Annotated in this window: 19 protein-coding genes and 2 pseudogenes; 8 read left to right on the top strand and 13 right to left on the bottom strand. The window is 60.8% G+C overall.

Annotated elements, in window-relative coordinates; all coding sequences use genetic code 11:
• Window positions 1–34: 34 nt before the first annotated feature.
• From glpX to C3F38_RS01610, 3 genes are all read right to left on the bottom strand, one after another.
• Window positions 35–1,045, bottom strand: coding sequence for a class II fructose-bisphosphatase (glpX, locus tag C3F38_RS01620; RefSeq protein ID WP_048232174.1), 1,011 nt, complete (start codon window positions 1,043–1,045; stop codon window positions 35–37).
• A gap of 128 nt (window positions 1,046–1,173) precedes the next feature.
• On the bottom strand, window positions 1,174–2,682 hold the full coding sequence (gene glpK, locus C3F38_RS01615; protein ID WP_055317016.1) for a glycerol kinase GlpK: 1,509 nt from the start codon (window positions 2,680–2,682) through the stop codon (window positions 1,174–1,176).
• A 42-nt stretch (window positions 2,683–2,724) separates the two neighbouring features.
• The gene (locus C3F38_RS01610; protein ID WP_038872721.1) at window positions 2,725–3,570 is read right to left on the bottom strand and encodes an MIP/aquaporin family protein; all 846 of its coding nucleotides are present in this window, start codon (window positions 3,568–3,570) and stop codon (window positions 2,725–2,727) included.
• A 525-nt stretch (window positions 3,571–4,095) separates the two neighbouring features.
• On the opposite strand from C3F38_RS01610, the gene zapB reads away from it, so the two are divergent.
• Window positions 4,096–4,335, top strand: a complete 240-nt coding sequence (zapB, locus tag C3F38_RS01605; RefSeq protein ID WP_004931092.1) for a septal ring assembly protein ZapB — start codon at window positions 4,096–4,098, stop codon at window positions 4,333–4,335.
• A gap of 60 nt (window positions 4,336–4,395) precedes the next feature.
• Here the strand turns inward: zapB and rraA are convergent, their stop codons facing one another.
• The 7 genes and pseudogenes from rraA to priA form a co-directional block, all read right to left on the bottom strand.
• A complete protein-coding gene (gene rraA, locus C3F38_RS01600; RefSeq protein ID WP_038872664.1) occupies window positions 4,396–4,881 on the bottom strand; it encodes a ribonuclease E activity regulator RraA in 486 nt (161 codons plus the stop codon).
• Between the two features lie 75 nt (window positions 4,882–4,956).
• Entirely contained in the window at window positions 4,957–5,874 is a 918-nt protein-coding gene (locus tag C3F38_RS01595; RefSeq protein ID WP_015379416.1) for a 1,4-dihydroxy-2-naphthoate polyprenyltransferase, read from the bottom strand.
• 96 nt (window positions 5,875–5,970) lie between these two features.
• Window positions 5,971–7,305 carry an HslU--HslV peptidase ATPase subunit gene (gene hslU / locus C3F38_RS01590; protein WP_025304663.1) on the bottom strand — a complete coding sequence of 445 codons (1,335 nt, stop codon included), beginning with the start codon at window positions 7,303–7,305 and terminating at the stop codon, window positions 5,971–5,973.
• A gap of 12 nt (window positions 7,306–7,317) precedes the next feature.
• Window positions 7,318–7,848, bottom strand: a complete 531-nt coding sequence (gene hslV, locus C3F38_RS01585; RefSeq protein ID WP_004931085.1) for an ATP-dependent protease subunit HslV — start codon at window positions 7,846–7,848, stop codon at window positions 7,318–7,320.
• A gap of 102 nt (window positions 7,849–7,950) precedes the next feature.
• Window positions 7,951–8,871: a cell division protein FtsN gene (gene ftsN, locus C3F38_RS01580; RefSeq protein WP_055317017.1), complete on the bottom strand. Its 921-nt coding sequence runs from the start codon at window positions 8,869–8,871 to the stop codon at window positions 7,951–7,953.
• Window positions 8,872–8,936: 65 nt separating this feature from the next.
• Window positions 8,937–9,964 (bottom strand): annotated as a pseudogene (gene cytR / locus C3F38_RS01575) (DNA-binding transcriptional regulator CytR).
• Between the two features lie 291 nt (window positions 9,965–10,255).
• Window positions 10,256–12,451, bottom strand: coding sequence for a primosomal protein N' (gene priA / locus C3F38_RS01570; protein WP_048233709.1), 2,196 nt, complete (start codon window positions 12,449–12,451; stop codon window positions 10,256–10,258).
• A gap of 199 nt (window positions 12,452–12,650) precedes the next feature.
• On the opposite strand from priA, the gene rpmE reads away from it, so the two are divergent.
• Window positions 12,651–12,866 (top strand): 50S ribosomal protein L31, encoded by a 216-nt coding sequence (gene rpmE, locus C3F38_RS01565; RefSeq protein WP_004931078.1) that lies wholly within the window; start codon window positions 12,651–12,653, stop codon window positions 12,864–12,866.
• Window positions 12,867–12,943: 77 nt separating this feature from the next.
• On the opposite strand, the gene metJ is transcribed toward rpmE, so the two are convergent.
• Entirely contained in the window at window positions 12,944–13,261 is a 318-nt protein-coding gene (gene metJ / locus C3F38_RS01560; protein ID WP_004931076.1) for a met regulon transcriptional regulator MetJ, read from the bottom strand.
• A gap of 304 nt (window positions 13,262–13,565) precedes the next feature.
• On the opposite strand from metJ, the gene metB reads away from it, so the two are divergent.
• The 3 genes from metB to metF all read left to right on the top strand — a co-directional run bounded on the left by metB (window position 13,566) and on the right by metF (window position 18,289).
• The gene (gene metB / locus C3F38_RS01555; protein ID WP_047729621.1) at window positions 13,566–14,726 is read left to right on the top strand and encodes a cystathionine gamma-synthase; all 1,161 of its coding nucleotides are present in this window, start codon (window positions 13,566–13,568) and stop codon (window positions 14,724–14,726) included.
• Between the two features lie 2 nt (window positions 14,727–14,728).
• Complete coding sequence (locus tag C3F38_RS01550; protein WP_038872682.1) at window positions 14,729–17,164, top strand: bifunctional aspartate kinase/homoserine dehydrogenase II; 2,436 nt, start codon at window positions 14,729–14,731, stop codon at window positions 17,162–17,164.
• A gap of 228 nt (window positions 17,165–17,392) precedes the next feature.
• Window positions 17,393–18,289 carry a methylenetetrahydrofolate reductase gene (gene metF / locus C3F38_RS01545; protein ID WP_033645217.1) on the top strand — a complete coding sequence of 299 codons (897 nt, stop codon included), beginning with the start codon at window positions 17,393–17,395 and terminating at the stop codon, window positions 18,287–18,289.
• A gap of 108 nt (window positions 18,290–18,397) precedes the next feature.
• Here the strand turns inward: metF and ppc are convergent, their stop codons facing one another.
• Window positions 18,398–21,034, bottom strand: coding sequence for a phosphoenolpyruvate carboxylase (gene ppc, locus C3F38_RS01540; RefSeq protein WP_038872687.1), 2,637 nt, complete (start codon window positions 21,032–21,034; stop codon window positions 18,398–18,400).
• 258 nt (window positions 21,035–21,292) lie between these two features.
• Window positions 21,293–22,438 (bottom strand): acetylornithine deacetylase, encoded by a 1,146-nt coding sequence (argE, locus tag C3F38_RS01535; RefSeq protein ID WP_015379410.1) that lies wholly within the window; start codon window positions 22,436–22,438, stop codon window positions 21,293–21,295.
• A gap of 216 nt (window positions 22,439–22,654) precedes the next feature.
• On the opposite strand from argE, the gene argC reads away from it, so the two are divergent.
• The 3 genes and pseudogenes from argC (at window position 22,655) to C3F38_RS01520 (ending at window position 25,698) form a co-directional block, all read left to right on the top strand.
• Window positions 22,655–23,659: an N-acetyl-gamma-glutamyl-phosphate reductase gene (argC, locus tag C3F38_RS01530; RefSeq protein ID WP_047729622.1), complete on the top strand. Its 1,005-nt coding sequence runs from the start codon at window positions 22,655–22,657 to the stop codon at window positions 23,657–23,659.
• Between the two features lie 20 nt (window positions 23,660–23,679).
• Window positions 23,680–24,453 (top strand): acetylglutamate kinase, encoded by a 774-nt coding sequence (argB, locus tag C3F38_RS01525; protein ID WP_038872691.1) that lies wholly within the window; start codon window positions 23,680–23,682, stop codon window positions 24,451–24,453.
• 25 nt (window positions 24,454–24,478) lie between these two features.
• Window positions 24,479–25,698, top strand: a pseudogene (locus tag C3F38_RS01520) (argininosuccinate synthase).
• The last annotated feature ends 34 nt before the right edge of the window (window positions 25,699–25,732 follow it).

Here is a 25,732-nt window from a genome sequence, read left to right as displayed (position 1 = left end):
CCTCAGCGGCTGCTGGGGGCGGTCTCCTGTCGGCTTACAGCAAAAACTCGTGCAGCGCCGGGTCTTTGCGATCCAGATAGTGGGTCGAACGGATGCGGCGGATGGTGCGTGACTTGCCGCGGATCAGCAGGGTTTCGGTCGTGGCCATGTTGCCCTGGCGGCTGATGCCCTCCAGCAGATCGCCCTTGGTGATGCCGGTGGCGGAGAAGATCACGTTGTCGTTGCGCGCCATCTGGTCCATGCGCAGCACCTGACCGGCCTCGATACCCATTTCCCGGCAGCGCGCCAGCTCCTGTTCGCCGATGCGGCGGTTCTCGGCGCTGTCGCCTTTCACCTCATGGCGCGGCAGCAAACGCGCCTGCATGTCGCCGTCCAGCGCGCGGATCACCGCGGCTGAGATCACCCCTTCCGGCGCGCCGCCGATGCCATACATCACATCGACCTCGCTTTCCGGCATGCAGGTGAGAATGGAGGCCGCCACGTCGCCGTCAGGAATGGCGAACACCCGCACGCCCAGCTGTTGCATCTGCGCGATGACGCCGTCGTGGCGCGGTTTGGCCAAGACGATCACCGTCAGCTGCGACAGCGGTTTGCCCAGCTGTGCGGCGACGTTCTGCAGATTCTCCGCCAGCGGCAGGTCGAGATCGATGGCGCCGCGCGCCGCCGGGCCGACCACCAGCTTCTCCATGTACATGTCCGGTGCGTGCAGGAAGGTGCCGCGATCGCCCACCGCCAATACGGCCAACGCATTGGACTGGCCCATGGCGGTCATGCGGGTGCCTTCGATCGGATCGACCGCGATGTCGACCGCGTCGCCCTGGCCGGTGCCGACCTGTTCGCCGATATACAGCATCGGTGCTTCGTCGATCTCGCCTTCGCCGATCACGATGCGGCCATCGATATCCACTTTGTTGAGCATGATGCGCATGGCGTGGACCGCCGCACCGTCGGCGGCGTTCTTGTCGCCGCGTCCCAGCCATTTGTAGCCCGCCAGCGCGGCGGCTTCGGTAACGCGGGAAAATTCGATGGCTAATTCACGTTTCATGGCAAACCTGTCAGTGAGAAAGGGAAGAAAATATCGGCAAAGTCTATCACAGCGTGGTGGCGGCGGGGCGGAGCAAAAAAAAGCGCCGCCCGCAGGCAGCGCTTGTTGGAGAAACGGCAGCTTCGGGATTACTCGTGATCTTCCCATGCCTGAGCACGAGCCACCGCTTTTTTCCAGCCGCTGTAGCGGTAGTTGCGTTCGGTGGTTTCGATGCTTGGGCGGAATTCGCGCTCAATCACCGCTTTGCTCTTCACTTCATCCAGATCGTTCCAGTAGCCGATGGCCAGGCCTGCCAGGAACGCGGCACCCAGCGCCGTCGATTCACGCACTTCAGGACGCTCTACGCGGGTGCCGAGGATATCGGACTGGAACTGCATCAGGAAGTTGTTGGCGACCGCGCCGCCGTCCACGCGCAGCGATTGCAGGCGGGTGTTGGCGTCGGCCTGCATGGCGTCCAGCACGTCACGGGTCTGGAAGGCGATGGATTCCAGCGTGGCGCGGATGATGTGGTTGCTGTTGGCGCCACGGGTCAGGCCGAAGATGGCGCCGCGGGCATACGGATCCCAGTAAGGGGCGCCCAGGCCGGTGAAGGCCGGCACCACATAGACGCCGTTGCTGTCTTTCACCTTGGTGGCGAAGTATTCGGAGTCGGCGGCGTCGCTGATCAGTTTCAGCTCATCGCGCAACCACTGGATAGACGCACCGCCGATGAACACTGCGCCTTCCAGCGCATAGTTCACTTCGCCGCGCGGGCCGCAGGCGATGGTGGTCAGCAGGCCGTTTTTCGAGCGTACCGCTTCTTTGCCGGTGTTCATCAGCAGGAAGCAGCCGGTGCCGTAGGTGTTCTTCGCCATGCCCGGTTGAACGCACAGCTGGCCGTACAGCGCTGCCTGCTGGTCACCGGCGATACCGGCGATAGGAATACGCGTGCCGCCTTTACCGCCGATGTTGGTCTGGCCGTACACCTCGGAGGAAGGACGGACTTTCGGCAGCATGGCGTGCGGGATATCCAGCACTTCCAGCATGCGCTCATCCCAGTCCAGCTCGTGGATGTTGAACATCATGGTGCGTGAGGCGTTGGTGTAATCGGTAACGTGTACGCGCCCCTGGGTCATTTTCCACACCAGCCAGGTATCGACGGTGCCGAACAGCAGTTCGCCGCGCTTGGCGCGCTCGCGGGCGCCTTCGACGTTGTCCAGGATCCACTTCACCTTGGTGCCGGAGAAGTACGGGTCAACCACCAGGCCGGTGTTGTGACGGATGTACTCTTCCAGCCCGTCGCGCTTGAGCTTCTCGCAGATGTCGGCGGTGCGGCGGCACTGCCAGACGATGGCGTTGTAAATTGGCTTGCCGGTCTCTTTTTCCCAGACGATGGTGGTTTCGCGCTGGTTGGTGATGCCAATGCCGGCGATCTGATCGGAATTGATGTCGGCTTTCGCCAGCACTTCTACCAGCGTCGAGCTTTGCGACGCCCAGATCTCCATCGGGTCGTGCTCAACCCAGCCGGCCTTTGGATAGATCTGCGGGAATTCGCGCTGCGATACCGCAACGATGTTGGCGTCGTGATCGAGCACGACGGCGCGTGAGCTGGTGGTCCCTTGGTCGAGTGCGACAATGTATTTTTTTTCTACAGTCATGGTAATTATCCTGCTGTTGTTAACCGTGTAAAACTGCACCCATCACGCTTTGCGCTGCTGGGTCTTGGCATCAGGCTCTTCTTCCGTCACGCAGACGTCGCACGGCAGGTGGCGGCCAATCAGCGCGCGGTAACCGAAAGCGCCCAGGCCACAGCCGACGATAGGGGCGAAGATCGGCACCAGGAAGTACGGGATGTCGCGTGCGCCGGTGAAGGCGACTTTGCCCCAGCCGGCCAGGTAGGCGAACAGTTTCGGCCCGAAGTCACGCGCCGGGTTCAACGCAAAGCCGGTCAATGGTCCCATGGAGGCGCCGATCACGGCAATCAGAATACCGATCAGCAGCGGGGCCAGCGGGCCGCGCGGAATGCCGTTGCCGTCGTCGGTCAGTGCCAGGATCAGGCACATCAGAATGGCGGCGATCACCGTTTCTACCAGGAAGGCCTGGCCGACGGAGATGTGCGCGTTAGGGTAAGTCGAGAAGATGCCCGCCAGTTCGAGGCTTTCGTTGCTGCCGCGCACCATGTGGTGAGCCGCTTCGAAGTCGAAGAACAGGTTGTAGTACAGCCCATAGACCAGGGCAGCGGCGCAGAAGGCACCGGCGACCTGCGCAATGATGTAAGGCACCACTTTGCGCCCGTCGAAGCAGGCGAACAGCCACAGAGCGAGAGTGACCGCAGGGTTGAGATGCGCGCCGGAAATGGCGGCGGTTAGATAGATGGCCATGGCGACGCCCAGGCCCCAAATGATGCTGATTTCCCACTGGCCGAAGCTGGCGCCCGCCAGTTTCAGCGCGGCAACGCAGCCTACGCCAAAGAAGATCAGCAGCGCCGTGCCGAGGAACTCGGCGATGCACTGGCCTTTTAATGTCGGACTGGTGGTTTGGCTCATAATGTTGTTGTCCTGCAAAACGGCGGTTGTTGGTTTATAGGCTCAGTTGGGTATACATCCGGCCTATGGGCACAGTTTTTTTTCATCTCGTCCAATTATTGAATAAGGACGTGATGTAAATTTATCGTTAACGAACATAAACGAGAAATAGCGAAATCAAAATGTGTGTGGCGCGTCATAAAATTGAGCGATTTCGCGTCGTTTAGTGTTCTTTCTGAGCCATAAAAGTGTGATCTGACCAGTGGTTTGGCGAGGGTTGTTAACAACTCGCGGCGGTGGCGGCGGGGATTTTCAGTTTTTGCTGATGGTGGGGGCAGGAAAATTGCAACAGACTGCGCGATGATCCGGTATGTTGCTAGACAGGCGGAGACTGGCTACTTACAATCGTTTTTAACGAATCGAGACTGGCGCGCCTTCCGTAACGGCGCGCGTCACTGAGCGCGATGCAATATTCGCAGTAGCTGCAGCCGACGTTGCGGCCGCTACTTATAGATGTACGCCTTGCTATCATGAGGGGACTGAAGCATGTCATTTGAAGTATTTGAGAAACTGGAAGCAAAAGTACAGCAGGCGATTGATACCATCACCTTGTTGCAGATGGAAATTGAAGAGCTGAAAGACAAAAACAACTCTCTGTCGCAGGAAGTTCAGGCTGCCTCCGGCAACCACGAAGCGCTGGTGCGCGAAAACCAACAGCTGAAAGAAGAACAGCACGTATGGCAAGATCGCCTGCGTGCTCTGCTGGGCAAAATGGAAGAGGTCTGATTCCTCACGCCATGCAGCAACGAAAAGGGCGCCTTAGGCGCCCTTTTTCATGACCGAAAATCACTCGATGTCGAGCGGGTCTTCGGAGAGGATGATGCCGGTGTTGTCGGCATACAGGTGATCGCCGGAGAAGAAGGTGACGCCACCGAAGTTGACGCGGATATCGCTTTCGCCCACGCCTTCGCTCACGGCACCCACCGGGATCGCCGCCATTGCCTGAATGCCGATGTCGAGCTCTTCCAGATCGTCCACCTGACGCACCGCGCCGTACACCACGATGCCTTCCCATTCGTTCTGGGCGGCCAGGCGCGCCAGTTCGGCGTTGATCAGCGCCCGGCGAACCGAACCGCCGCCGTCGACCAACAGCACGCGGCCGCGGCCGTTTTCTTCAAGCAGATCGAACAACAGGCCGTTATCCTCAAAGCATTTCACCGTGGTGATCTGCCCGCCAAATGAAGTACGCCCGCCAAAATTGGAGAACAGAGGTTCAACAACGTTCACCTCTTCATGATAGATGTCGCAAAGTTCGGAAGTATCGTATTTCATAGGATTTTACGTCTGTTTGCCGCTGGAATGTTCAGTATATCCCTTTATTCGCCCTGTTGGCAAAATCATCAGTTTTTAACTGAGCGCCACGCCGATGGCGAACAGCAGGTTGGCCAGCAACGCCGCCTTGACCATGTGTTCCAGCATCGGCCGCATGCCGACCGGCGTCGGATCGCGCAGCACGCGCAGGCCGTGGCGCACCAACAGCGGGATCGCCAGCACGAACAGCCAGCCCCACGGGCTGTGGAGATTGAACAGTGTAAACAGCGCGAAACACAGCACCGCGCCGCCGAGCAGTAGGGCATGGTAAATGCGCGCCTTGTGCGGGCCGAGACGCACCGCCAGCGTGTTCTTACCGTTCTCGCGATCGCTCTCGATATCGCGCAGATTGTTGATGTTGAGCACCGCCGTCGCCAGCAGGCCACAGGCGGTGGCCGGCAGCATCACGACGCTGTCGAAGGTGTGCGTTTGTAAATAGTAGGTGCCGGCCACGCTCAGCCAGCCGAAGAACACCAGCACCGAGATGTCACCCAGCCCCAAATACCCGTAGGGCTTATTGCCGACGGTATAGGTGATGGCCGCCACGATAGACAGCCCGCCCAGCACCAGGAAGCCTACTACGTCGCTGGGTTGCTCGCAGGCGACGGCGATCAGCGAACAGCCGGCGAGGGCGATCAGCACCACCGTCACCACCAGCGCCCGTTTCATCTGCGCCTGGGTGATCATGCCTTTTTGCATGCCGCGCAACGGCCCGATGCGATCTTCTTTATCGCTGCCTTTGACCGCATCGCCGTAGTCGTTCGCCAGGTTGGAGAGGATCTGCAGCAGGCCGGCGGTCAACAGCGCCAGCAGCGCCACTTCAGGTTTCAGGCTGCCGTGCCAGGCGGCGATGGCCGAGCCGACCACGATGGAGGCAAAGGCCAGCGGCAGGGTGCGGGGGCGTAGACTTTCCAGCCAGGCGGAGATCGGGGTGGTGGAGGTTGATGAGCTCATGTTTCGCTTCTGTCAGTGAGTTGCGGTGTCCGTTAGAAATAATTGTGGGAGGCAATGCCTCCCACACAGATGACTGACAAGACAATGATTGAGCGATTATAGGATAAAACGACTCAAATCTTCATCCGCCACCAGTTCATCCAGATGACTGCGCACGTAATCCGCATCAATTGTAATGGATTGGCCATTAATTTCACTCGCATCGTAGGAAATATCTTCCATCAGACGTTCCAGCACGGTGTGCAGACGACGCGCGCCGATGTTCTCGGTGCTTTCGTTGACCTGCCACGCGGCTTCGGCGATGCGGCGGATGCCGTCGGCGGTGAACTCGATGTTGACGCCTTCGGTGCCCATCAGCGCTTTGTACTGCTCGGTCAGCGACGCGCTCGGCTCGGTCAGGATGCGCTCGAAGTCTTCGGTGGTCAGCGCCTGCAGCTCAACGCGGATCGGCAGACGGCCCTGCAGTTCCGGGATCAGATCCGACGGATTGGCGGTCTGGAACGCGCCGGAAGCGATGAACAGGATGTGGTCGGTCTTCACCATACCGTGCTTGGTCGACACGGTGCAGCCTTCCACCAGCGGCAGCAGATCGCGCTGCACGCCTTCGCGCGAGACGTCCGGGCCGGAGCTCTGGCCGCCGCGCTTACAGATTTTGTCGATCTCGTCGATAAACACGATGCCGTGCTGTTCAACCGCTTCGATCGCCTGCTCTTTCAGCTCTTCCGGGTTCACCAGCTTGGCGGCTTCTTCTTCCACCAGCAGCTTGAAGGCTTCTTTGATCTTCACCTTGCGCGGCTTTTGCTTCTGGCCGCCGAGGTTCTGGAACATCGACTGCAGCTGGTTGGTCATCTCTTCCATGCCCGGAGGCGCCATGATTTCCACGCCCATCGGCGCCGCGGCCAGATCGATTTCGATCTCTTTGTCGTCCAGCTGGCCTTCGCGCAGTTTCTTGCGGAATGCCTGGCGAGCGGCAGACGGCTCCTGATGCTCTTCCGGCTGGCCCCAGTTATTCTTGGCCGGCGGGATCAGCACGTCGAGAATGCGCTCTTCGGCCAACTCTTCGGCACGGGTGCGGTTTTTCTCGATCGACTGCATGCGCACCATTTTGATGGCGGCATCGGTCAGATCGCGGATGATGGAATCCACTTCTTTGCCCACATAGCCCACTTCGGTGAACTTGGTGGCTTCAACCTTGATGAACGGCGCGTTGGCCAGCTTCGCCAGACGACGGGCGATTTCGGTTTTACCGACGCCGGTCGGGCCGATCATCAGAATGTTTTTCGGGGTCACTTCGTGACGCAGCATCTCGTTGAGCTGCATCCGGCGCCAGCGGTTGCGCAGGGCAATGGCGACAGCGCGTTTGGCCTTGTTTTGGCCAATGATATAGCTGTCCAGTTCGCTGACGATCTCGCGCGGGGTCATTTCAGACATGGTATTCGATCCTTACGCTTTGGAAGGCAATTCTTCAATGGTGTGGAAATGGTTGGTGTAAATACAGATGTCGCCGGCGATGTTGAGGGATTTCTCAACGATGTCGCGGGCGCTCAGCTCGGTATTTTCCAACATGGCGCGGGCTGCGGCCTGGGCGTACGGGCCGCCGGAGCCGATGGCGATCAGATCGTTTTCCGGCTGCACCACATCGCCGTTGCCGGTGATGATCAGCGAGGCGGTTTCATCGGCGACCGCCAGCAGCGCTTCGAGCTTGCGCAGCATGCGGTCGGTGCGCCAGTCTTTCGCCAGCTCGACGGCGGCTTTCACCAGGTGGCCCTGATGCATTTCCAGTTTGCGTTCAAACAGTTCAAACAGCGTGAAGGCGTCAGCGGTGCCACCGGCGAAACCGGCGATCACTTTGTCGTTATACAGGCGACGCACTTTCTTGACGTTACCCTTCATCACCGTATTACCCAGGGTTGCCTGGCCATCACCACCGATGACGACCTGGCCGTTGCGGCGTACGCTTACAATTGTTGTCACGAGCAGACCCTCGTTAAAGACGGAAAGAAGTCCCCGCAGCGCCTGCTTTCGCAGACGCTACGAGGCATATTGAGAGTATAGATGGGGGGGGATTGACGCTTTTCAACCCCCAACGGAGAGGGGAATGCAACTCGACATGCCGACGCCCTTCAGGCGCGAAAGGGTTTTGTCCGCGGCGGCGCGGCTGCTGTACGGGCCGAGTACCACGCGATTCCAACCGCCGCCGGCGGTGATGCGGCTCTCGATGCCTTCGAACGCCAGGCGCGCACGCACGGATTCAGCCTGATCGGTGGCGCGGAACGAACCGCATTGCACCATCCACTTCTGTTTCGATTCCGGTTTGGTTTCCTGCTTCACTTCCGGTTTGGGCTCCGGCTTCGGTTGCGGCTTCGGCTCCTGCTGTTTCACCTGCACCGGTTGCTGGGCAGTCGGTTTTGGCTGCGGGTGCTGCTGCACCGGCGCGGTAGTGGCCCCGTTGCTGAACGGGTTGCGCGGCGGCTGGCTGACCTGCTGCTGTTGCTGTACCGGCTGCTGCTGCATTTGCTGTTGTTGCATCTGCTGCTGCTGGCGGGTGCTGCGCGCGTTGGCCTGGCCCGGATCGTTATACGGCACTTCGTTCAGCTGCGTCGGGCGCTGCTGCATATCGGCCTGCATCTGCTCCAGCAGCTGCCGCTGTTCGGCGGTCAGCTGAGTTTTGGAATTGAGCTCGCCGCCGGCCGTCGGTTCGGTCGGGGTTTGCACGCCGATCTGCCGGTTTTCCAGCTCTTTGATGTAGCGCCAGCGCTCTTCCGGCTTCGGCGGCAGGCCGTTGCCGGGGCGCGTGGTGTGCGCAGGCAACAACGGCGCGTCTTCCGGCTTGTTGTGCGTAATGAAATAGAGGCCACCGACAAAGACAACCAGCAACGCGGCGGCTAACGCCAGCACGGTTTTGGAAACCTTCGGAGAACTGCGTTTTTTACGGCTGGGGGTTTTACGCTTAGCTCCTGCTGCGCGCCCACGGCTTACATAGTCTTTTTGTGCCACTATTATTCCGCTGTGTCCTGATGAGAGGATAAGTCCGTCATGTTACTGAACCCTAAAATATTTGACTAGCGTTTCGGGGCAGCGGTGCTGCCTCTGATAATCAATTCACTGTCCAATAGCCGGGAGCCGCTGGCCACCGTCTGGCCGTTCAACTGCTCCAGCAGCAACAACATCGCCTGCTGGCCGATCTGGAAGCGCGGCTGCGCCACCGTGGTCAGCGGCGGATCGCAATACTGCGCCAGCTTGAGGTCGTCAAAGCCGACGATCGACAGATCCTGCGGTATCCGCAGCCCCATTTTCTTCGCCTGGGACAGCACGCCGATCGCCATGACGTCGCTGTGGCAGAATACCGCCGTTGGCGGTTTCGGCTGCGCCATCAGCGCCGTCAGCGCTTGCGCGCCGGCTTCGTAGGTAAAATCACCCCGGGTAATATAGCTGCTTTCGACGGTAATGCCATTACGACGTAGCGCTTGAACGTAACCCTGCAGCCGATAATGGCTCAGCGGCATCTGTTCCGGCCCGGCGACGCAGGCGATCTGCCGGTGGCCCAATTGATGCAAATAATGCACGGCTTCAAAGGCGGCGGTCAGGTTGTCGATGTGCACCGTCGGCAGTTCCAGCTCGGGGCGAACTCGTTGGCCATCACCATTGGCGGCAGGTTGCGCTGTTCTTCCTTGCTGGCGTCGAACGGCAGGTTGGAGCCCAGCAGCAGCATGCCGTCGATCTGCTTGGTGATGATCAGATTGACGAAGGTGCGCTCTTGCTGGTTTTGCTGCGCGCAGTCGCCGATCAGCACCAGATAGCCTTGTTGGGCGGCGGTCTGTTCGATCCCCTGGATCACATCGGCGAAGAACGGATCGCAGATGTCGGGCACGATCACCAGGATGGTGCGGGATTCGTTGCGCTTGATATTGCGTGACAGAGCATGAGGAGAATAACCCACGGCCAGGACGGCCTGTTCCACTTTCTGGCGCGTCGGCGTTGACACCTTTTCCGGGTTCATCAGCGCACGCGATACGGTAGCCGTTGAAACGCCCGCCATTTCGGCGACGTCTTTCATGGTCGCCATGGATAACTCTTTCTTGTGTTCCAACGCCTTTCTCCTTGCGTCAGCCCCATGCCGACGCCACTACTGCTGTTTGCTCACAATGTCCGGCATGCGGTGGCGAGATTGTTGTCATTGAGCGCCACTCGCGTTCGGGCACTCCGTCGCGCTGCGATGTGGCGACAAAATTTGCCCTCGCAGACATTCTAAACAGAATACGCCCCGCCTTTGTTACCTAATTTGCATAAAAAATGTGACCTGAGAAGGTTTTTTAGCGTTCGCTCGCAATTTCAAGGGTAAACGTTTGCACTGCGGCAGCTAAATCGGACTTTTCCGGGATCAGCTGTCGATCGGATCGACATCCAGCGTCCATTTCACCTTGCGCGTTTGCGGCAGGGTGCCGATCAGCGGCAGCGAGCTTTTCATCAGCTGTTGCAGGACGCGCCGCGTCGGGTGCTGCAGCAGCAGCTGCCAGCGGAAACGGCCGCCGCGTTTGGACTGCAGCGCCGGCACCGGGCCCATCACCCACAGCGAATCGTCCTTCAGCGGGCTGGCTTCCAGCAGGTTACGCAGCTGCTGCAGGAACAGCGGGGCCTGCTGGTTGTCGTGATCTTCGGCGCGCACGATGATGTGGCTGGTGTAAGGCGGCAGAAACACGCTGTTGCGCTCCGCCAGCGTCTGTTTGGCGAAGGCGTCATAACCCTGTTGCAGCAGCACCTGCAGCAGCGGGTGCTCCGGATGGTGGGTTTGCAGCAGCACTTCCCCCTGCTTGCCCGCCCGGCCGGCCCGCCCGGAGACCTGGGTATACAGCTGAGCGAAACGCTCGGCGGAGCGGAAGTCGGCGGAGAACAGCGCGCCGTCCACGTCCAGCAACGCCACCAGGGTGACGTCGGGAAAATGGTGGCCCTTGGCCAGCATCTGCGTGCCGATCAGAATGCGCGCTTCGCCGCGATGGATATCCGCCAGGTGCTGCTCCAGCGACCCTTTACGGCTGGTGGTGTCGCGATCGATGCGGGTGATCGGCGTATCGGGGAACAGCGGTGCCAGCTCATGTTCCAGCTGTTCGGTGCCGACGCCGACCGACACCAGGTGGGTCGAGCCGCACTGCGGGCACTGGTGCGGCACCGGCCGCTGGCTGTCGCAGTGGTGGCAGCGCAGCTGGCGCTGATGCTGGTGGAAGGTGTAATAGTGATCGCAGCGCTGGCACTCGGCGATCCAGCCGCACTCGTGGCACAGCAGCGCCGGGGCGTAACCGCGGCGGTTGAGGAACAGCATCACCTGATTGCCGGCTTTTAAATGGTGCTGCATGCTCTTCAGCAGCGGCTGCGACAGGCCGACCTTCAGCGGCAACCCTTTCAGATCGATCAGATGCTGCGCCGCCGGTTTGGCGTTGCCCGCGCGCTGGGTGAGCTTTAACTGGCGATATTTGCCCAGCTGCACGTTGTGCAGCGTTTCCAATGCCGGGGTCGCGGAGCCCATCACCATCGGGATGTCCTCTTCCCGGGCGCGGAACACCGCCAGATCGCGGGCGTGGTAGCGCCAGCCTTCCTGCTGCTTATAAGAGCTGTCGTGCTCTTCGTCGATGATGATCACGCCCAGCTGACGGAACGGCGTGAACAGCGCCGAGCGGGTGCCGATGACGATGGCGGCTTCGCCGCTGCGCGCGCGCAGCCAAACCGCCAGCCGCTCGCTGTCGTTCAGGCCGGAGTGCAGTACGTCTACCGGCGCGTTGAAGCGCTCGCGAAAGCGGGCGATGGTTTGCGGTGTCAGGCCGATTTCCGGCACCAGCACCAGCGCCTGCCGGCCTTTGGCCAGCACGTTCTCCAGCACGCTGAGGTAGACCTCGGTCTTGCCGGAGCCGGTCACCCCGGCCAGCAGCCAGGCGGCGAACTGCTCATCCTCGCTTCTGATCGCCCCGACGGCGGTAGCCTGTTCGGTGTTCAGCCGCAGCCGCTCGCCGAGCACCGCGAAGTTGGGGCGCCAGTCGTGCGTGGCCGCGACCTGAGCGCGCAGATCGATCAGCCCTTTGGCGCGCAGCGCCTGCAGGGCGCTTTCCGTCAGCTCCAGCTGGCTGACCTGGTGGCGATAGACCGGGCGTTGCAACAGCGCCGCCAGCGCCTGCTGCTGTTTCGGCGCGCGTTTCAGGCTTTCGGGCGGGGTGGCGCGCCCCTCTTCGGTGGCGAACCATTGCCACAGCGGCGCGGCCTCGGCCGGTTTGCCTTGCCGCAGCAGGATCGGCAGCGCATGGAACAGCACTTCGCCAATGGGGTAGTGATAGTAATCGCTGGCCCAGCGCAGGATGCGCCACAGGCTAGGGGAGAACAGCGACTCGGCGTCGATCACGCTGTCGATCGGTTTGAGCTTGTCCAGCGGCAGTTCGCTGGTGTCGCTGCAGCCGGTGACGATGCCGATCGCATGCTGCCTGCCCCAGGGCACGCCCACGCGCGCGCCGGCCACCGGCTGCATGCCGGGCGGCAGCAGATAGTCGAAGGTGCGGGCGAGGGGGACCGGCAAGGCAACGTGTACGACGGGCATGATCTCATCCAAATTGAAAAAAGTGGGCATCAGTTTACACGGCGCATCGGCAAATGTACGGTTCCGATTGCGCGCCTCGACTAATGCTGTATAATTTGCCGCCTTTGGTATAATTCGATACCAAAATTCTATTATCAACCACGTGTGGTGTCTGGCGAAACAGGGCTGGATAGCGACACGGCCTTAACTGAGGTTTCCCATGAAACAAGGTATCCACCCAAAATACGAAGAAGTTACTGCTAACTGCTCTTGCGGTAACGTGATGAAGATCCGCTCCACCGTGGGCCACGATCTGAACCTGGACGTTTGTGGCGCATGCCACCCGTTCTACACTGGCAAGCAGCGTGATGTTGCTACCGGTGGCCGCGTTGACCGCTTCAACAAGCGTTTCAGCGTACCAGGCGCTAAGAAATAAGATTTCTTATCGTCCGATGAAAAAGGCGCCTTTGGCGCCTTTTTTCGTTTCTGCCGCCGGCGTTCGCCGGACGGTTCTCAATATTCCCAGGTATCGGGATCGACACCCAGTTCGCGCATCAACGCTTTTGCGGCTTCCGGGATTTCATCGCTGCGCTCTTTGCGCAGGTCTTCATCGTTCGGCAGCGGCTGGCCGGTAAAGGCATGCAGAAACGCTTCGCACAGCAGTTCGCTGTTGGTGGCGTGGCGCAGGTTGTTCACCTGGCGACGGGTCCGTTCGTCGGTGAGGATTTTCAGGACCTTCAGCGGAATGGATACCGTGATCTTTTTGACTTGCTCGCTTTTTTTACCGTGTTCAGCGTAAGGGCTGACATACTCGCCGTTCCACTCAGCCATGGGACACCTTAACTTTGTCAGAAAAATTACAAAATTCTAAAAACCGGCCAATTATGCCCGATCTTCACTGTTCTCACTAAATAAATGTCAATTTTACGCGACCAGGGTCACTGAATGCCCCGCCTCGGCCGGACATTGTGGCTTAACATCTTATCGTCATGTCATATCGGCATAATTTTAGCGGGTATTGTGCCATTGCTCAATCTATACGCAGAGAAGTTTAGATGTCCAGATGTATTGACGTCTATCAATCCTGCGATTACTCTTTAGGCCTCATTCACCGAACCGAGAGCCGAGCGAGCCCATGACGCGTAAACCAGCCACGATTGCCGTACGCAGCGGCCTGAACGACGACGAACAGTATGGCTGCGTTGTCCCGCCGATTCATCTGTCCAGCACCTATAACTTTACCGACTTCAACCAACCCCGAGCCCATGATTACTCGCGCCGCGGCAACCCGACGCGCGACGTGGTGCAACGCGCGTTGGCGGAGCTGGAAGGCGGCGCCGGCGCGGTGATGACCGGCAGCGGGATGTCGGCGATCCATCTGGTGACCACCGTGCTGCTGAAGCCGGGCGATCTGCTGGTGGCGCCGCACGACTGCTACGGCGGCAGCTATCGGTTGTTCGACAGCCTGAGCAAGCGCGGCGCCTATCGCGTGCTGTTCGTCGATCAGGGTAATGAAGCCGCCCTGCAGCAGGCGCTGGCGCAAAAGCCGAAGCTGGTGCTGATTGAAAGCCCCAGCAATCCGCTGCTGCGCGTGGTGGACATTGCAGCGATCTGCACCGCCGCACACGCGGCGGGCGCGTTGACGGTGGTGGACAACACCTTCCTCAGCCCGGCCCTGCAACAGCCGATCGAACTCGGTGCCGATCTGGTGGTCCATTCTTGCACCAAATACCTGAATGGGCATTCGGACGTGGTGGCCGGCGCGGTGATTGCCAAAGATCCCGAGCTGGCGGTCGAATTGGCCTGGTGGGCGAACAATATCGGCGTGACCGGCGGCGCGTTCGACAGCTATCTGCTGCTGCGCGGCATGCGCACGCTGTCGCCGCGCATCAAGGCGGCGCAGCAAAACGCCGAAGCGATTGTCGGCTATTTACAGCAGCAACCGCTGGTGAAAAAGCTGTATCATCCTTCCCTGCCGGAAAACCCGGGGCATGAGATCGCCCGCCGGCAGCAGCGCGGCTTCGGCGCGATGCTGAGTTTTGAACTGGACGGCGATGAAGCGGTGCTGCGCCGTTTTCTCTCTGCCCTTGAGCTGTTTACTCTGGCAGAATCGCTGGGCGGCGTAGAAAGCCTGATCTCGCATGCAGCGACCATGACCCACGCCGGCATGGCGGCGGAGGCACGGACAGCGGCCGGCATCTCCGAGAGCCTGCTGCGCATTTCCGTGGGTATTGAAGACAGTGAAGATTTGATTGCCGATCTGGAACGCGCTTTCCAGGCGGCGGCAACGAGGTAAGCATGAATGCAATTGCTGTAGCAGGGCCGGTGAGCGGGCGTCAACTGCACAAGTTTGGCGGCAGCAGTCTGGCGGATGTGAAGTGTTATCTGCGTGTGGCCGGGATTATGGCGGAATACAGCCAGCCGGGCGACATGATGGTGGTATCGGCCGCCGGCAGTACCACCAACCAGTTGATCAACTGGCTGAAGCTCAGCCAGAGCGATCGCCTGTCTGCGCACCAGGTGCAGCAGACGTTGCGCCGCTATCACAGCGATCTTATCGGCGGCCTGCTGCCGGCGGAAAGCGCCGAGCCGCTGATCGCCGAGTTCATTCAGGATCTGGAACGTCTGGCGGTGTTGCTGGACGGCAAAGTCGACGAGGTGTGCTATGCCGAAGTGGTCGGGCACGGCGAGATCTGGTCGGCGCGCCTGATGGCGGCGGTGCTCAACCACCTGGATATGCAGGCGGCCTGGCTGGATGCGCGTGATTTCCTGCGCGCCGAGCGCGCCGCGCAGCCGCAGGTGGATGAAGGCCGTTCTTATCCGCTGCTGCAACAATTGTTGGCCCAACATCCGGGCAAGCGCCTGGTGGTGACCGGCTTCATTTCGCGCAACGACGCCGGGGAAACCGTGCTGTTGGGGCGCAACGGCAGCGACTACTCTGCCACTCAGGTCGGCGCGTTGGCCGGCGCGGCGCGCGTCACCATCTGGAGCGACGTGGCCGGGGTGTACAGCGCCGACCCTCGCAAGGTGAAAGACGCCTGCCTGCTGCCGCTGCTGCGCCTGGATGAAGCCAGCGAGCTGGCGCGCCTGGCGGCGCCGGTGCTGCATACCCGCACCCTGCAGCCGGTCTCCGGCAGCGATATCGATCTTCAGCTGCGCTGCAGCTACCAGCCGGAGCAGGGCTCGACGCGCATCGAGCGCGTATTGGCGTCCGGCACCGGCGCCAAGATTGTCACCAGCCACGATGACGTGTGTCTGATTGAGCTGCACGTCGCCGCTCAGCACGACTTCAAACTGGCGCAGAAAGAGTTGGATCTGGTGCTCAAGCGCGCGCAGATCAAACCGCTGGCGGTGGGCATCCATCCTGACCGCAATCGGATACAGCTGTGCTACACCTCCGAGGTGGTCAACAGCGCGCTGGCGACCCTGCAGGCCTCGGCGCTGCCGGGTGAACTGCACCTGCGCGAAGGGTTGGCGCTGGTGGCGATGGTCGGCGCCGGGGTATGCAAGAACCCGCTGCACAGCCACCGTTTCTATCAGCAACTGAAAGATCAGCCGGTCGAGTTTATCTGGCAGGCTGAAGATGGCATCAGCCTGGTGGCGGTATTGCGCCAGGGGCCGACCGCGCTGCTGATTCAGGGGCTGCACCAAAGCCTGTTCCGTGCCGAGAAGCGCATCGGTCTGGTGCTGTTCGGCAAGGGCAACATCGGGTCGCGTTGGCTGGAGCTGTTCGCCCGTGAGCAGACCAATATCTCCGCGCGCAGCGGTTTCGAATTTATCCTGGCGGGGGTGGTGGACAGCCGCCGCAGCCTGCTGAACTACGACGGGCTGGATGCCAGCCGTGCATTGGCGTTCTTTGAGGACGAAGCGCAGGAACTTGACGAAGAGTCGCTGTTCTTGTGGATGCGCGCACACCCGTTCGACGATCTGGTGGTGCTCGATGTGACCGCCAGCGAAGAACTGGCCGGGCAGTATCTGGATTTCGCCAGCTACGGTTTCCACGTGATCAGCGCCAACAAGCTGGCGGGTGCCTCGTGCAGCGATACCTATCGCCAAATTCGCGACGCCTTCGCCAAAACCGGCCGCCACTGGCTGTATAACGCCACCGTCGGCGCCGGGCTGCCGGTCAACCATACGGTGCGCGATCTGCGCGACAGCGGCGACAGTATTTTGGCAATCAGCGGCATCTTCTCCGGCACGCTTTCCTGGCTGTTCTTGCAGTATGACGGCACGGTGCCGTTTACCGAACTGGTGGATCAGGCCTGGCAGCAGGGGCTGACCGAACCGGATCCGCGGGTCGATCTCTCCGGTCAGGACGTGATGCGCAAGCTGGTGATCCTGGCGCGCGAAGCGGGCTACGACATCGAACCGAACCAGGTGCGGGTCGAGTCGCTGGTGCCGGCGGGCTGCGAGCTGGGCTCCGTCGATCAGTTCTTCGAGAACGGCGAGGCGCTGAACCAACAGATGCAGCAGCGCTTTGAGGCCGCCAGCGAAATGGGCCTGGTGTTGCGGCACGTGGCGCGTTTCGATGCCAACGGTAAGGCACGGGTCGGCGTGGAGGCGGTGCGTCCTGAGCATCCGCTGGCCTCGCTGCTGCCGTGCGACAACGTGTTCGCCATCGAAAGCCGCTGGTATCGCGATAATCCGCTGGTGATCCGCGGGCCGGGCGCCGGCCGCGACGTGACCGCCGGCGCGATCCAGTCAGACCTTAACCGGCTGGCACAGCTGCTTTAGTCCTCTGCGGGCGCGGGTTCACCGCGCCCCTTTGCTTTTCCTGCCATACTTATCCCTGCCGCCGTCATGAAATTCCCTCGTTGAGCGGGTGAAGATTAATCATCTTATTCCCCTCATTTTCCTGTTGACTCTTTAGCCAACATGCGGCATTTTCTATCTAGACGTCTAAACGTATAGACGCTCATAAAAGTGAAATAAAAACAGTGATCGATAAGAGGTGAGCAGGGTATGAGCTTTTTCCACGCAAACCAGCGGGAAGCGCTGAATCAGAGTCTGGCGGAGTTGAACGGCCAGATTAACGTATCATTCGAGTTCTTCCCGCCGCGCACCAGCGAGATGGAAGAGACCCTGTGGCAGTCGATCGATCGTCTGAGCATCCTCAAACCCAAATTCGTTTCCGTCACCTACGGTGCCAACTCCGGCGAGCGCGATCGCACCCACAGCATCATCAAGGGGATCAAGGAGCGCACCGGCCTGGAGGCGGCGCCGCACCTGACCTGCATCGACGCCAGCCCGGCGCAGCTGCGCGACATCGCGACCGATTACTGGAACAGCGGCATCCGCCATATCGTGGCGCTGCGCGGCGATCTGCCGCCGGGCGGCGGCAAGCCGGAAATGTACGCGACCGATCTGGTGGCGCTGCTGAAAGACGTGGGCGACTTCGACATTTCCGTCGCTGCCTACCCGGAAGTGCACCCGGAGGCGAAGAGCGCCCAGGCCGATTTGATTAACCTGAAGCGCAAGATCGACGCCGGCGCCAGCCGCGCCATCACCCAGTTCTTCTTCGACGTTGAGAGCTACCTGCGCTTCCGCGACCGCTGCGTCGCCGCCGGTATCGACGTGGAAATCGTGCCGGGCATTCTGCCGGTGTCCAACTTCAAGCAGCTGCAGCGCTTCGCCACCATGACCAACGTGCGGGTGCCAAGCTGGATGACCAGCATGTTCGAAGGGCTGGACGACGATGCGGAGACCCGCAAAATGGTCGGTGCCAACATCGCCATGGACATGGTGAAGATCCTCAGCCGCGAAGGGGTGAAAGATTTCCACTTCTATACGCTGAACCGTGCAGAGATGAGTTACGCGATCTGCCACACGCTGGGCGTGCGCCCGGTGGCCGCAGCCTGACAGGCTTGTCCCATTGAAAAATGGGCGTCGCTTTACCGCGGCGCCCTTTTTTTGTGGGGGAAAGGCATAAAAAAACGGCCCCGATAAACGGGGCCGCGATTAGGCTCACTAGCCGGTGTTGCGCATCCCGGCGGCGACGCCGGCGATGGTGACCATCAGGGCCTGCTCGACGCGGGCGTCCGGCTGCTCCTGCTGACGCGAACGGTGCAGCAGCTCGGCCTGCAAGACGTTCAGCGGGTCGGTGTAAACGTTGCGCAGCGCGATGGATTCGGCAATCCACGGCAGGTCTTCCATCAGGTGCGCATCGTTGGCGATGGTCAGCACCACCTTGATGTCGCTTTCCAGCTGATCGCGCAGCTGTTGGCCCAGCGGCCACAGCGATTTATCCACCAGGCGTTGATCGTAGTATTCCGCCAGCCACAGGTCGGCCTTGGCGAACACCATTTCCAGCATGGCGATGCGGGTGGAGAAGAACGGCCAGTCGCGACACATCGCCTCCAGCTCCGCCTGCTTGCCGGCTTTCACCGCTTCCTGCAATCCGGCGCCGGCGCCGAGCCAGGCCGGCAGCATCAGGCGGTTCTGCGTCCAGGCGAAGATCCACGGAATGGCGCGCAGGCTTTCCACGCCGCCGTTCGGCTTGCGTTTGGCCGGGCGTGAGCCCAGCGGCAGTTTACCCAGCTCCAGCTCCGGCGTGGCCGCGCGGAAGTAAGGCACGAAGTCCGGGTTTTCACGCACGTAGCCGCGATACATCCGGCAGGAGGTCTCGGACAGATCGTCCATCAACGCCCGCCATTCTTTCTTCGGTTCCGGCGGCGGCAGCAGGTTGGCCTCGAGGATCGCCCCGGCATACAGCGCCAGGCTGCTAATGGTGACTTCAGGCAGGCCGAATTTGAAGCGGATCATCTCGCCCTGTTCGGTGACGCGCAGGCCGCCCTTCAGGCTGCCCGGCGGCTGCGACAGCAGCGCCGCATGCGCCGGTGCGCCGCCGCGGCCGATGGAGCCGCCGCGCCCATGGAACAACGTCAGCGCCACGCCGGCTTTTTCACAGGTTTTGATCAAGGCGTCCTGCGCACGGTACTGCGCCCAGGAAGCGGCCATCACGCCGGCGTCTTTCGCCGAGTCGGAGTAGCCGATCATTACCATCTGTTTGCCCTGAATAAAGCCGCGATACCAGTCGATGTTCAGCAACTGGGTCATCACGTCGTCGGCGTTGTTCAGATCGTCGAGGGTTTCGAACAGCGGAGCGACGGGCAGCGCGAACGGGCAGCCGGCCTCTTTCAGCAGCAGGTGTACCGCCAGCACGTCGGAAGGCGTGCGCGCCATCGAAATCACGTAGGCGGCGATCGAGCCCTGCGGCGCTTCGGCGATCACCCGGCAGGTTTCCAGCACTTCCTGCGTGTCGGCGCTCGGTTGCCACTTCAGCGGCACCAGCGGGCGTTTGGAGTTCAGTTCGCGGATCAGGAACGCCTGTTTATCGGCTTCTGACCAGCTTTCATAGTCGCCCAGCCCCAGATAACGGGTCAGCTCGGCGATGGCTTCGGTATGGCGGGTGCTTTCCTGGCGCACGTCGATGCGCACCAGCGGTACGCCGAAGCAGCGCACGCGGCGCAGGGTATCCAGCAGCTGACCGTTGGCGATGATGCCCATACCGCAGGCCTGCAGCGATTGGTAGCAGGCATACAGCGGCTCCCACAGCTGCTCGTTGTTCACCAGCAGGTCGTGCGGCTTCAGCACGCGTTCGCCCTTCAGGCGGCCTTCCAGATAGGCCTGGGAGCTCATCAGCTGGCTGCGCAGCTGCTTCATGATTTCGCGGTACGGTTCCTGCACCTCGTCACCGCCGGCGCGGGCGCGCAGCTCCGGGGTGCATTCGGTCATCGACAGCTCGGAGACCAGCACCTGGATATCGCGGGTGAACAGGTCGCAGGCTTTCCAGCGGCTGAGCAGCAGCACATGGCGGGTGATTTCGGCGGTCACGTTCGGGTTGCCGTCGCGGTCGCCGCCCATCCAGGAGGTGAAGCGCACCGGCACCGCTTCCGCCGGCAGGCTGTAATTGATGGAGTTTTCCAACTGCTCGTTGAACTCGCGCAGGAACGCCGGCACGCCTTCCCACAGGCTGTTTTCTACCACCGCGAAGCCCCATTTGGCTTCGTCGATCGGGGAGGGGCGATGTTTGCGAATTTCATCGGTGTGCCACGACTGGGCCACCAGTTGGCGCAGGCGGCGCATGATCTTGTTGCGCTCGTAGTCGGCCAGATCGTTGTGATCGAGCTGGCTGAGGCAGGTGTTGACCTCCACCAGCTTGTGGATCAGGGTGCGGCGGGTGATCTCCGTCGGGTGCGCCGTCAGCACCAGCTCGATGGAAAGTTGCGACACCGCGTGCTGTAGCTCTTTGTCGCTGAGCTTTTTGTCTTTGAGGCGGCTGAACAGCTGCGCCAGCGCTTCCGGGTTGCTGGCGGCTTCGCCGTTGGGCGAAATGCTGTGGTACTGCTCGGCGACGTTGGTCAGGTTGAGGAACTGGCTGAAGGCGCGCGCCACCGGCAGCAACTCGTCGTTGGACAGGTTCTGCAGGGTGGAGAGCAGCTCCTGGCGATGCGCTTCGTTGCCGGCGCGTGAAGATTTGGAAAGCTTACGGATGGTCTCAACGCGATCGAGAATATGCTCGCCCAGCGCTTCTTTGATGGTATCGCCGAGCAATTTGCCGAGCATACTGACATTACTGCGCATTGCCGAATATTGTTCGTTCATATAACCCCTGACCCAGTTCTGTATGATTTTTATCTTGTAAATAAATTTCACGCGTCAGGCGCAGACCGCCAGCCTGATCACATCGCGTTCCTGTCCAATCGTCAATTGACACTATTTTTAGCAAAAAAACATCAAAATCGGCGCATTTTCTGAAATTTAATTACGCCGCGTCGGTTATCAGCGTGGCTTATTTAGCTGTTTACTACTTATTTTGAGGTAGGGGAAAGCATAAAACATTTCCCCTGTTAAATGTCGGGTTTATTGCCGGCAAAAGTGATTGACCAGCTGGCCCAGCAGTTTGCGCGTCGGTTCGATAAACGCGGTATCGATGTATTCGTCCGGCTGGTGGGCCTGATCGATGGAACCGGGGCCGAGCACCAGGGTCGGGCATACCTGTTGCACGAACGGCGCTTCGGTGCAGTAGTTGACCACCTGCGTGCGGGTGCCCAGCAGCTCCTCGATCACCGCCACCATGCGGTGGTCGGTCGGGCACTCGTAGCCCGGCACCGACGCGTGCAGCTCTTCGATGGTCAGGCGGCCCGGCCAGCGTTGGCTTACCGGCTCCAGCGCCTGATGCATCAGTTCGTTGATGTTGTCGAGCGTCATGCCGGGCAGCGGGCGGATATCCAGGTGCAGTTCGCAACAGGCGCAGATGCGGTTGGCCGCGTCGCCGCCGCTGATATGGCCGAAGTTCATGGTGGGATAAGGCACGGCGAACGCCGGATTGTTGTAGCGCTCTTGCAGGGTTTTGCGCAGCTCCATCAGGCGGCCGATGGATTCGTGCATCAGATCGATGGCGTTGACGCCGCGCGCCGGATCGCTGGAATGGCCGGACTGGCCGACGATGCGAATGGCATTGGCCATGTGGCCCTTGTGCGCGCGCACCGGCTGCAGCGAGGTCGGCTCGCCGATGATGGCGAAATCCGGACGAATGGCGGTAGAGGCGGCGAAGTAACGCGCGCCGGCCATCGTCGTTTCTTCATCTGCGGTGGCTAAAATGTACAACGGCTTGGTCAGCTTGCTCGCGTCGATATCGCGCACCGCATCCAGAATAAAGGCGAAGAAGCCTTTCATGTCGGCGGTGCCCAGCCCGTAGAGCTTGTTGTCGTGCTCGGTCAGGGTGAAGGGATCGCGCGTCCAGCGGCCTTCGTCGTAAGGCACCGTATCAGTGTGGCCGGCCAGCAGCAGGCCGCCGCTGCCTTCGCCGATGCTGGCCAGCAGGTTGAATTTGTGGCGCGACTCCGGCACCGGCTGTACGTCGACGCGAAAGCCCAGGTCGGCAAACCATCCGGCCAGCAAGTTGATTAACGCCTCATTGCTCTGATCGAGGCCGGCATCGGTGGCGCTGATCGACGGAGTGGCGATCAACGCCCGGTACAGCTCAATAAATGGAGGTAATTTCATCTTCACTGTTGACAGCCTTTGGTTAGGATAGTATCAATATTCATGCATTTATTTTGAATAAAAATACAGTAAGCCGAAGCGTAAGGGAACCCGATACCCGGATGTTTATAAAAGCATCAACGCCTGGCTCCGTGGGTGAACGGCGCAACAACGCTGGCTAGCCCTGTTACCTGGGTCGCAAGCGACCGCACGTCAGTTTAGAAGGTGAAAGGCCACATGTTGAATACGCTGATCGTTGGTGCCAGCGGTTACGCCGGAGCGGAGCTCACGGCTTACCTGAATCGCCACCCACACATGAACATAACCGCTTTAGCGGTTTCAGCGCAAAGTGCAGATGCAGGAAAGTTACTTTCCGATCTTCATCCCCAGTTGAAAGGCATCGTCGATCTGCCGCTGCAGCCGTTGACCGACGTTGCCAAGGCGGCGCAGGGCATCGACGTGGTGTTCCTCGCCACCGCCCATGAAGTCAGCCACGATATCGCACCGGCCTTCCTGGCGGCGGGCTGCGTGGTGTTCGATCTGTCGGGCGCCTTCCGCGTGCAGGACGCCGGTTTTTATAGCCAGTACTACGGTTTCGAACATCGGCATGGCGCCCTGCTGGAGCAGGCGGTATACGGCCTGGCGGAGTGGCAGAGCGACAAGATCAAACAGGCGCAGCTGATTGCTGTGCCGGGCTGTTACCCGACGGCGGCGCAGCTGGCGCTGAAGCCGTTGATCGAGAAGCAGCTGCTGAACCTCGACCAGTGGCCGGTGATCAACGCCACCAGCGGCGTCAGCGGCGCCGGGCGCAAGGCCAGTATGACCACCAGCTTCTGCGAAGTGAGCCTGCAGCCGTACGGTATTTTCACTCATCGGCACCAGCCGGAGATCGCCGCGCACCTGGGCGTGCCGGTCATCTTTACGCCGCACCTGGGCAATTTCCCGCGCGGCATCCTTGAAACCATCACCTGCCGCCTGAAGGCCGGCGTGACCGCGCAGGACGTCGCCGCCGCCTATCATGCCGCCTATGACGACAAGCCGCTGGTGCGGTTGTACGACCAGGGCGTGCCGGCGCTGAAAGCGGTGGTGGGGCTGCCGTTCTGCGACATCGGTTTTGCGGTGCAGGGCGAGCATCTGATCGCCGTAGCGGTGGAAGACAACCTGCTGAAAGGCGCGGCGGCGCAGGCGGTGCAATGCCTGAATATCCGTTTCGGCTTCCCGGAAACCCAGTCACTCCTTTAAACCAGCGTGAGTAAACAGCAATGAACCCGTTAATTATCAAGTTAGGTGGCGTGTTATTAGACAGTGAAGAAGCGCTGGAGCGTCTGTTTACCGCGCTGGACAGCTACCGGCAGCAGCATCAGCGCCCGCTGGTGATCGTGCACGGCGGCGGCTGCGTGGTGGACGAGCTGATGAAGCAGCTCTCTTTGCCGGTGGTGAAAAAGAACGGCCTGCGGGTCACGCCGGCCGATCAGATCGACATCATCACCGGCGCGCTGGCCGGCACCGCCAACAAAACGCTGCTGGCGTGGGCGATTAAACATCAAATCAACGCCGTCGGCCTGAGCCTGGCGGATGGCGGCAGCGCGGTCGTGACCCCGCTCGATCCGGCATTGGGCCACGTCGGCAACGCGCAGCCCGGTTCGCCCGCGCTGCTCAATACCCTGCTGAGCGCCGGCTACCTGCCGGTGGTCAGCTCCATCGGCATCACCGCCGAAGGGCAGTTAATGAACGTGAACGCCGATCAGGCGGCGACGGCGCTGGCGGCGACGCTGGGGGCGGATCTGATCCTGCTGTCGGACGTCAGTGGCATCCTCGACGGCAAGGGGCAACGCATTGCGGAAATGACGGCGCAAAAAGCGGAACAACTGATCGCGCAAGGCATCATCACCGATGGTATGGTGGTGAAGGTGAATGCGGCGCTCGACGCGGCCCGCACCCTCGGCCGCCCGGTGGATATCGCCAGCTGGCGCCATGCCGATCAGCTTCCTGCTTTGTTTAACGGCGTGTCGATTGGCACCCGGATCCTCGCTTAATTTTAGAATTAGAAAGGAATAGATCATGCAAAACCAAGGCATCAAAAAAATCGTTCTGGCGTACTCCGGCGGCCTGGATACCTCGGCCATCATTCCATGGCTGAAAGAGAACTACGGCGGCTGTGAAGTGGTGGCGTTCGTGGCGGACATCGGTCAGGAGCGCAGCGATCTGGAAGGTGTGGAGCAAAAAGCCCTGCAGTCCGGTGCCTCTGAATGTCACGTGGTGGATCTGCGTGAAGAATTTATCCGCGATTACGTTTATCCGGTGCTGCAGACCGGCGCCCTGTACGAAGGCAGCTACCTGCTGGGCACGTCGATGGCGCGGCCGATCATCGCCAAGGCGCAGGTCGAGCTGGCGTTGACAGTGGGCGCCGACGCGCTGTGCCACGGTGCGACCGGCAAAGGCAACGACCAGGTGCGTTTCGAGACCACCTACACCGCACTGGCGCCACAGCTGAAAGTGGTGGCGCCGTGGCGTGAGTGGAACCTGCGTTCCCGTGAAGCGCTGCTGGATTACCTGAAAGAGCGCAACATTCCGACCACCGCATCGTTGGAGAAGATCTACAGCCGCGATGAAAACGCCTGGCACATCTCCACCGAAGGCGGCGTGCTGGAAAGCCCGTGGAATGCGCCGAACAAAGATTGCTGGGTATGGACCGTCGATCCACAGGAAGCGCCGGATCAGCCTGAGCAGGTGACCGTTACCGTTGAGAAAGGTCGCGTTGTTGCGGTTAACGGTAAAGCGCTGTCGCCGTACCAGTGCCTGGAAACCCTGAACGCGCTGGGTGCCAAGCACGGCGTCGGCCGTATCGACATCGTGGAAAACCGCCTGGTGGGCATCAAATCCCGCGGCTGCTATGAAACCCCGGGGGCACCATCATGGTGGCGGCGCTGCGCGCCGTCGAACAGCTGGTGCTGGATCGCGACAGCTTCAAATGGCGCGAGCAGCTGGGCCTGGAGATGTCCTATGTGGTGTACGACGGCCGCTGGTTCGCGCCGCTGCGCCGCTCGCTGCAGGCTTCTGCCGAAGCGCTGGCGGAAGAGGTGAACGGCGAAGTCGTGCTGCAGCTGTACAAAGGCCAGGTGACGGCGACCCAGAAGAAATCGGCCAACAGCCTGTACTCCGAAGAGTTCGCCACTTTCGGCGAAGACGAAGTTTACGATCACAGCCACGCGGGCGGCTTTATTCGCCTGTTCTCTCTGTCTTCACGCATCCGTGCGTTGAACGAGAAAAAGAATAAATAATCGATTGGCGTGACTCTGCAAGGGCGCAGCATGC

This window comes from Serratia sp. SSNIH1, assembly GCF_002935055.1.
In the GTDB taxonomy this organism is placed as follows: Bacteria; Pseudomonadota; Gammaproteobacteria; order Enterobacterales; family Enterobacteriaceae; genus Serratia; species Serratia nevei.
Note: the sequence above shows the minus strand (reverse complement) of the source record. Positions and strands in the feature narration are given on the sequence as shown.

What these genes read in the sequence shown, in the direction of transcription:
- glpX (WP_048232174.1), bottom strand. Translation starts at nt 1,045, where the DNA reads ATGAAACGTGAATTAGCCATCGAATTTTCCCGCGTTACCGAAGCCGCC.
- glpK (WP_055317016.1), bottom strand. Translation starts at nt 2,682, where the DNA reads ATGACTGTAGAAAAAAAATACATTGTCGCACTCGACCAAGGGACCACC.
- C3F38_RS01610 (WP_038872721.1), bottom strand. Translation starts at nt 3,570, where the DNA reads ATGAGCCAAACCACCAGTCCGACATTAAAAGGCCAGTGCATCGCCGAG.
- zapB (WP_004931092.1), top strand. Translation starts at nt 4,096, where the DNA reads ATGTCATTTGAAGTATTTGAGAAACTGGAAGCAAAAGTACAGCAGGCG.
- rraA (WP_038872664.1), bottom strand. Translation starts at nt 4,881, where the DNA reads ATGAAATACGATACTTCCGAACTTTGCGACATCTATCATGAAGAGGTG.
- C3F38_RS01595 (WP_015379416.1), bottom strand. Translation starts at nt 5,874, where the DNA reads ATGAGCTCATCAACCTCCACCACCCCGATCTCCGCCTGGCTGGAAAGT.
- hslU (WP_025304663.1), bottom strand. Translation starts at nt 7,305, where the DNA reads ATGTCTGAAATGACCCCGCGCGAGATCGTCAGCGAACTGGACAGCTAT.
- priA (WP_048233709.1), bottom strand. Translation starts at nt 12,451, where the DNA reads ATGCCCGTCGTACACGTTGCCTTGCCGGTCCCCCTCGCCCGCACCTTC.
- rpmE (WP_004931078.1), top strand. Translation starts at nt 12,651, where the DNA reads ATGAAACAAGGTATCCACCCAAAATACGAAGAAGTTACTGCTAACTGC.
- metJ (WP_004931076.1), bottom strand. Translation starts at nt 13,261, where the DNA reads ATGGCTGAGTGGAACGGCGAGTATGTCAGCCCTTACGCTGAACACGGT.
- metB (WP_047729621.1), top strand. Translation starts at nt 13,566, where the DNA reads ATGACGCGTAAACCAGCCACGATTGCCGTACGCAGCGGCCTGAACGAC.
- C3F38_RS01550 (WP_038872682.1), top strand. Translation starts at nt 14,729, where the DNA reads ATGAATGCAATTGCTGTAGCAGGGCCGGTGAGCGGGCGTCAACTGCAC.
- metF (WP_033645217.1), top strand. Translation starts at nt 17,393, where the DNA reads ATGAGCTTTTTCCACGCAAACCAGCGGGAAGCGCTGAATCAGAGTCTG.
- ppc (WP_038872687.1), bottom strand. Translation starts at nt 21,034, where the DNA reads ATGAACGAACAATATTCGGCAATGCGCAGTAATGTCAGTATGCTCGGC.
- argE (WP_015379410.1), bottom strand. Translation starts at nt 22,438, where the DNA reads ATGAAATTACCTCCATTTATTGAGCTGTACCGGGCGTTGATCGCCACT.
- argC (WP_047729622.1), top strand. Translation starts at nt 22,655, where the DNA reads ATGTTGAATACGCTGATCGTTGGTGCCAGCGGTTACGCCGGAGCGGAG.
- argB (WP_038872691.1), top strand. Translation starts at nt 23,680, where the DNA reads ATGAACCCGTTAATTATCAAGTTAGGTGGCGTGTTATTAGACAGTGAA.